Origin of the sequence: Pararobbsia alpina (genome assembly GCF_902859895.1) — a bacterium.
Classification (GTDB): Bacteria; Pseudomonadota; Gammaproteobacteria; order Burkholderiales; family Burkholderiaceae; genus Pararobbsia; species Pararobbsia alpina.
In genome coordinates, this window is sequence record NZ_CADIKM010000099.1 from 1 (window position 1) to 6,805 (window position 6,805).

Annotated in this window: 5 protein-coding genes and 3 pseudogenes; 6 read left to right on the top strand and 2 right to left on the bottom strand. The window is 60.1% G+C overall.

Annotated elements, in window-relative coordinates:
* The 3 genes and pseudogenes from HV670_RS30705 to HV670_RS29075 form a co-directional block, all read left to right on the top strand.
* Window positions 1–218 (top strand): hypothetical protein (locus HV670_RS30705; protein WP_217478555.1); only part of this gene is annotated, 218 nt, incomplete at its 5' end.
* Window positions 219–508: 290 nt separating this feature from the next.
* Window positions 509–687, top strand: a pseudogene (locus tag HV670_RS31655) (IS5/IS1182 family transposase); the annotation flags it as partial.
* 290 nt (window positions 688–977) lie between these two features.
* Complete coding sequence (locus tag HV670_RS29075) at window positions 978–1,412, top strand: cupin domain-containing protein (protein ID WP_175108400.1); 435 nt, start codon at window positions 978–980, stop codon at window positions 1,410–1,412.
* A gap of 312 nt (window positions 1,413–1,724) precedes the next feature.
* On the opposite strand, the gene HV670_RS29080 is transcribed toward HV670_RS29075, so the two are convergent.
* Window positions 1,725–2,453, bottom strand: coding sequence for a DeoR/GlpR family DNA-binding transcription regulator (locus HV670_RS29080; protein ID WP_175108401.1), 729 nt, complete (start codon window positions 2,451–2,453; stop codon window positions 1,725–1,727).
* Between HV670_RS29080 and HV670_RS29085 the strand changes: the two genes are divergently transcribed.
* From HV670_RS29085 to HV670_RS29095, 3 genes and pseudogenes are all read left to right on the top strand, one after another.
* On the top strand, window positions 2,453–3,181 hold the full coding sequence (locus HV670_RS29085; protein WP_246258084.1) for a DsbA family oxidoreductase: 729 nt from the start codon (window positions 2,453–2,455) through the stop codon (window positions 3,179–3,181). The genes HV670_RS29080 and HV670_RS29085 overlap by 1 nt on opposite strands.
* A gap of 12 nt (window positions 3,182–3,193) precedes the next feature.
* Window positions 3,194–4,342 (top strand): FAD binding domain-containing protein, encoded by a 1,149-nt coding sequence (locus HV670_RS29090; RefSeq protein ID WP_175108402.1) that lies wholly within the window; start codon window positions 3,194–3,196, stop codon window positions 4,340–4,342.
* 90 nt (window positions 4,343–4,432) lie between these two features.
* Window positions 4,433–4,678: pseudogene (locus HV670_RS29095) on the top strand (LysR family transcriptional regulator); the annotation flags it as partial.
* 738 nt (window positions 4,679–5,416) lie between these two features.
* On the opposite strand, the pseudogene HV670_RS29100 reads toward HV670_RS29095, so the two are convergent.
* Window positions 5,417–6,019 (bottom strand): annotated as a pseudogene (locus tag HV670_RS29100) (zinc-binding dehydrogenase); the annotation flags it as partial.
* Between the last annotated feature and the right edge of the window lie 786 nt (window positions 6,020–6,805).

Here is a 6,805-nt window from a genome sequence, read left to right on the forward strand (position 1 = left end):
ACACGCAGCATAATTTGGCCGCCTTTTTCGCGGATCGTTGCTCGCGGTCATGCGGCCCAGCGACGACGTTGTACCTCTTGTCGACGTTAGTCGGCGAATCAGGCACATCTGCGCGGGAAACCATCACACTTGTCTCCGTGATCGTAGCTATCGTCCTTGGCAGCATTGAAGCACTCGATCTAGTTGCCGACCGGTGGAAGTTGCAAGGCCCCGCATGAGATGCAGTGAGCGCACTGAACGACAACTTCAGCACTGCCCTGGGCGCGGTGCCGTATCTGTAAGCGTCGGCTCGAACCCAACACCGATTTCAAACAGATTTTTCTTACCTGAAGTGTGCCCTCCGAAATTACACATAAAGGAATCGCGAAGGGTGGCGACTATCGAGTAAGCGGCTTTTGGCGCCGCAGCAGACGCTCGCTTTGACGCCTCGATGTCCGAGAAGGGTCGAGGCTGTGTGAAAACGGATTGATCGCCTAGACTGAATCAACGCGTTCAGACCAGGCGACTCATGAAGCGATTCGTTGAAGGTGAGGGCCGCAAGCAAGTAACGCTACACCTCGAATGCTTGGACGACTTTGTTGCCGACGATAACCATAAGGATCATCGAGGCCTTCGTCGAAGAGCTCGACCTGGAGTCACTAGGGCTTTAATAGCGCCTCACCATCGACTACCGGCCGTCCCTCCTATCCCGAAAGCGCTGGCTGGCGATATTTAGTTGGTAGCTTGATTTTCGGCTGTCCATAGGCGCGGCCTGCCGCTATCAGGCCGACGCGCGTTCGGAAGTTACTTATCTTTCATCGCTCGATGGTAGTGGTATCCGCACAGGCCGTAAGCCGATACCAAAGAGGTCGAATGGCCGAAACGCGTCTGCGACATCGGCCGTTGCTTGCATGACCTCGATGGGCAGCTTTGGGTCTGACCGGGGATGGTCGTTATCCGTCTCAGTGCGGCCATGAAGCGACGGTGGGAGTTTCGCGATGAATTCGACACGTATTGAACTGATCACCATTGGCTCACTGTCGATGCGGTTCTTGGTCGATGGTCGGGACACTGCGGGCCATATGGCGATGGCGGAAATGGTCGTCCAGCCGCTCGCCAAAGTCCCGCCTCCTCATCGCCACGTCGACGTTGACGAGACAATCCAAGTCCTGGAGGGATCGCTGACCTACCGGGTCGACGACTGCGTACGCGTCCTGAACGCGGGCGACTATTGCTTCTCACCGCGCGGCAGCGTTCATCACTTCTCCAATCCGGGCGATGTTCCCGCTCGCGCGCTGGTGGTGTTTTCGCCCGCCAACATCGGGCCTGACTATTTTCGCGAGGTGGCCGGTGTGTTAGGCGCTGGCGGCCCACCGAATATGGACATGATGAAGTCCGTGATGAAACGCCACGGGCTCGAACTGGCATCTTGAGGATTGCGAGGCCGATCTCGAGCCACCCGGAGGCACCCTGTAGGGCTCCGGCAACGCAGTCTGGGTGAACAGCCGAATGACGGCTTTCAGGCAAGGCGATTGCCGATGCGAAGGTCCGCTCTGGGGTCGCCTGCTGCCGACCGCCGCTTTACGGGACACGGAAGTTGCTGCCTCATGCATGAGGCAGCACGCGGCCAGAAGCAGTCAGCCCACAGTGGTATTTGGACGTCCGCAATCCACATGTGCTATTTTCGCGACGAGGAGTCCGGTCGTCTCCTTTGTTCGCACCACACAAGTCGCCAACCGCCCGTACTAGGCACGCAAAACGCTTACGCCCGCCTCCTCAATCGGTCTCGTTAATTCTGCAGCGCATTGCGCTTCGACGACGATAGTTTGTGCGAGCGTAATGTCCCCGATGACAAACGGAGAAGCCGCGTTTAGTTTGGACGACGACGCGAGTACGACTGTCTCTGCAGAGCGCGCAGCGAGCGCACGTTTGATCGCAGCTTCCTCGAAGTCCCCCGTGCTCAAACGCGCTGTCACATGAACGCCCGTTACACCCATGAAGTACAGGTCGGCGTGGATTCGTGAGATCCCCTCCATCGCGGCAGCACCGACCGCGACGACCGAATGCTTGAATAGCAGTCCGCCAATCAGAATCACTTCGATGGTCGCGTGATCAGCGAGCGCCGCGGCGACGCTCGGACTGTGCGTCACGATCGTCGCGCGTAAATTCGGCGGAAGCGCCTTGACGAGCGCGACCGATGTCGTCCCCCCGACAACGATCACCGTCTGTCCTGGCGCGATCATGCTGGCGGCGCGACGCGCGATCTTCTCTTTCGCTGCCGACTCGAGATCATGACGCACCCCAAATGGCGCAATCGCTGGAGACGCCGGCAGCGCACCGCCGTGCACGCGTTGCAGACGCCCTTCGGCTGCGAGTTCACGCAGGTCGCGCCGTATCGTGTCTTCGGATACGCCGAATTCCGCGGCCAACTTGCCGGCCAACGCGTCTCGGCCCTCCCTTTGCACAGCGCGCAATGCTGCATGGCGTGTCCGATGGGTTCTCTTTCCAGTTCGCCCGCCCTATCGTGGAGTCCACCAACCACACGGACATCGAGGCAACCGCAACCATGAACATCAACGTAACCTATGACTTTATCTGCCCCTGGTGCTGGATCGGCGGCAAAAAGCTCAAACAGGCGCTGCAAGAAGCCGGCCAAGGGCAGACCCGCCAGATCAGTTTTGTTCCCTATCAACTGAATCCCGCGATGCCTGCCGATGGCATGGATCGCAAGGCTTACCGCTCGGCCAAATTCGGCAGTTGGGCGCGTAGCCAGGCGATGGATGCGCAGGTGACGCAAGCCGGGCGGGCCGCGGGCGTGACATTCGACTATGCGCGGGTCGGCAGAACGCCGAATACGCTGGCCGCGCACCGGCGGGTGTGGTTTCAGCAACGGTCGGGAGGCGATACTGCCGCGCTGGTCGATGCTGTTTTCAAGGCCTATTTCGGCGACGGCCGGGACATCGGTGACCTGCAGGTTCTGGCCGACATCGCGGAAGGTTCCGGCCTCGACCGCGCCGCGACGCTGAAATTCCTCGAATCAGGCGAGGGGGTCGACGAGATCGTTCGCGCCGAAGCGGATGCCCGTGCCGATGGAGTTGTCTCAGTGCCGACGGTCGACATCGGGCAGCAAAGAGTGACCGGCGCGCAGCCGGTCGACGTATTCGCTCAGGCGATTCTCGCTGCAGCCGGCGAGATCTATTAATGGAGACGTATCATGACCAAGCCCCTCTCTACGACGCGCAAAGCCCTCGTCGTAGGCGGCTCGCTTGGCGGCCTGTTCGCCGCCACGGCATTGCGGGCCGTCGGGTGGAACGTGGAAATCTTCGAGCGATCGCCGGGAGTGCTCGATAGCCGCGGGGGCGGCATCGTGCTGCAAGGCGAGGTCCTGCGCGCCCTCCAGTTCGCACAGATTCCACACGCACAGTCACTCGGCGTGCGTTCGCGCAACAGGTCTTATTTTGATCGCCTGGGCAACGATCTAAGCCGCGAGTATATGCCGCAAACGCAAACATCGTGGAACCTGCTGTACAACACGCTGATGGGAAGCTTTCCCGAGGAAAACTATCATCACGGCGCGAAGCTCACCGGAATCGAACAACACGATCAGGGCGTGACGGCAAGCTTCGAAGACGGCAGCAGCGCGCAGGGCGATCTGCTGATCGGCGCGGACGGCGGCGACTCGGCAGTTCGCAGCCTGACAATGCCCGGCACGAGCCCGTCGTATTCGGGCTATGTAGCCTGGCGCGGCCTCGTGGATGAAAACAAGCTACCGGAGTCCGCCAAAGCCCGGATATTCGAGGACTTCGTGTTCCAGCACGATGCCGAGTCGATGATGCGCGAGTACATGGTGCCGGGCGAGGACGGCTCCGTTCAATCTGGGCATCGGCGTTTCAACTGGCTCTGGTATCTGAAAGCCGCCTGCGGTCCGGAACTGGACGCGGTGTTGACGGACGGCGACGGCCGTCGTCGCCGCCATTCAGTGCCGCCCGGCGCCCTCGCGCCGGACCAGGACGCGTGGATTCGCCGTATGGGCAAGGAGCGGCTCAACCCCGCATTTCGCGCGCTGATCGATAACACCGACGAGATATTCGTGCAGTCGATCATCGATTTTCAGGTATCAAAAATGGTCTTCGGCCGCGTGCTGCTAACGGGAGATGCCGCGTTCATTCCGCGACCGCACACGGCCGGCAGCACCGCCAAGGCAGCGGCGAACGCAGTCGCTCTTGCGACGGCGATCGCCGGCAATGCGAGCCTCGACGAAGCCTTGCTTCGCTGGCAACAGCAACAGGTATCCGAAGGGATTCAGATGACAAAGTGGGGGATCGACATGGGCAACCGTATCATGGGCATCACCCGTCATTGATCGAGAGGCAACAAGGTGCTTGCAAACTCGTGCTCGGGCGCGTCGCCAACACTCCAGCGACGCGGTGCTTCTCTCATTGAAGGCAGAGTCATGGACAAAGTTGCGGCACTTCGGGCGTTTGTGGCGGTTGCAGAGGCGGGCGGATTCTCCAGTGCTGCGCGGCGACTCGAAATGGCCGCGTCGTCGGTGGTCCGCTCGGTTGACTCACTGGAAGAGTCTCTCGGCACGGTGCTTTTCAACCGCACTACCCGGCAGGTGACGTTGTCGGAAGCCGGCGCGACCTACTATTCCCGCACGAAGAAACTGCTGGAGGACCTGGCCGACGCAGACGATTTGGATCGCGCGCAAGCCACTTGAGCACGCCTGAAACCCTGAAATTGAAGGGCGCTGTGGCCGCGCGTCCCAGGTGCGCGAGGCAGCAAAAAAGCTAGGGCGGCCTTATCTAAAGTTGCACCATGAAGAACGGTCGCGATCCGGAGATCGCTCAAACTTCAGTTGTCAATGCACGATATTTCTCAGCATCCTACGGCCTGACGCAGTTTGCTACGATCAGGTTTGGTCTTGCTGAGAACCAGACTGGTTGTCGCGGTGGGTGTCGGATTGCCGTCGATGGTTGTCCGCTTCTGAGGATCTAACTGGCCCCTCGGGTGGCGTGCTGCCGATCGCAGCCTGTCGAGGCTCACAAGGGCGTATACCCCATTACATGGGGCAGCACCCGGCCCCATCTACGGCCGTTGGCCCGAGCTTTCATGCTGACATTAGAATGTCGGCTTCACTCTCTGCTAACGGACCATCGCGCGCCAATCCTGTCCAGCGCGTAGTCGGCCGAAGCGGTTGTTCGGGTCTCTCAGAGGGGGAGATTCAAAGTCGGATTTCACCGGCCTGCACCGCGTCCCGGCGCCCCTCCTCATCGCTTCCAACAACTTCGCATGGACAGCGCCGAGAAGTTGGGCCAGAGTTGGATTCGCCTCATCGACGCAGCGCCAGTGTGGCACGCCAAGACAGCCACGTCGCCTTTGCAGCGTACCCGATGAACATAGCCAAGCCTCGCGACCAATTGGTACGGAAGTATTACGTTGCCTGTATGCCCAGCGCCTCGATTGATGAATCGACGCCACGACCGCCGGTCAGTTTCATGATTTCATCGACCACATCACACTTCTTGAAGTTGAGCGTGACATCGGCCCCCATCTTTCCGGCTACGGCCAGTCGCTGGTCATTGCCATCCACCGCAATGATGGTGGTGGCGCCCAGCAACCGCGCGCCTGCCGTGGCGCACAAGCCAATGGGCCCCTGCGCGAACACGGCCACGGTGTCGCCGATCTTGATATTGGCGTTCTCCGCACCCTTGAAGCCGGTCGACATGATGTCGGGGCACATCAACACCTGCTCGTCGCTCAGGCCGTTCGGAATCGGGGCGAGGTTCGCCTGGGCATCGGGCAACCAGCACGTACTCAGCTTCCGTACCATCGATAAGGTTGCCAAACCGCCAGCCCGCCGTTGCCTTGTAGCCGTGACAGCCGCACAAGCCCATCGGGATGAGGTAGCTGCCATCTTGTGAGGGGTTGAAGTGATGCGAATCAACGCGTCGTTGGGGCCGACACCGGGAATCGGCTTGTCGGAGAGTTCGATGCGGCCGGGTTCCACGAACACGGCTGCTTTCATCATGGCGGCCATTGCACTTCCTTCCGTATCAATGATTCGGACGGGCACAGTCGGCGTGGCGACCTTGCAAGAACGCCCTCGAGACGGCAAGGCAATCTTGCCCATGGCGATCTCGCCGTGGCCGCAGAACAGGTGACACGATGATTCCTTGAAGACGCTATAAAAGGGAACCGTTCGGAGGGGCATTCCAAAGGCGATGTTGTCGTCAGACCAACGAGGAACCATTCGCTGTCATCACAGGGATCGCTGTCTTTCGACGAGAGAAGAGTAGGTTTTGCCGCAGGGCATATCTACTCTACCGTTGGATACGCCGATGCCACGGTAGCGTAACTGGCTTATACGGGCGTATAACCGCGGTGAAGGGGCTTAATAAGCGTATTCTTTGATGATAGCGCATCGCTACCGAGTACGTTCGTCGGCTCGGTGCGGCCTCAATGTGCCTCAATGACCTGTTCAAAGTGAACCGGGCACAGCATTGCGGATAATCCAACGCACCGGCCGACGACAAGATAGCATTTAACTCGTACACTCGGGATCTGTTGCTGTGGAAGGTTTGGTCTGGTTCGCTCGACGCCGGCTTGGACCTGTCCAGGCACCTCTCTTATACTTGGTAGGTCGATTTCACGCTTTCTCGCCAGCCGGGAGACATACCCCACCGTGAGCCGCCCACGCCGCCCACCATCGCGGCGATCGAACGCATCGAGCTGGAGCCGGGATGACAGATGAAAGGCGCTCGCCGCGCAAGGCCACCGTCACACTCGCTATGGCGACCGCGGCGCTGGCGGCAGTAATCTTCAT

Coding starts and splice junctions, on each gene's coding strand:
- HV670_RS29090 (WP_175108402.1), top strand. CDS start 3,194: ATGACCAAGCCCCTCTCTACGACGCGCAAAGCCCTCGTCGTAGGCGGC.
- HV670_RS29085 (WP_246258084.1), top strand. CDS start 2,453: ATGCTGCATGGCGTGTCCGATGGGTTCTCTTTCCAGTTCGCCCGCCCT.
- HV670_RS29075 (WP_175108400.1), top strand. CDS start 978: ATGAATTCGACACGTATTGAACTGATCACCATTGGCTCACTGTCGATG.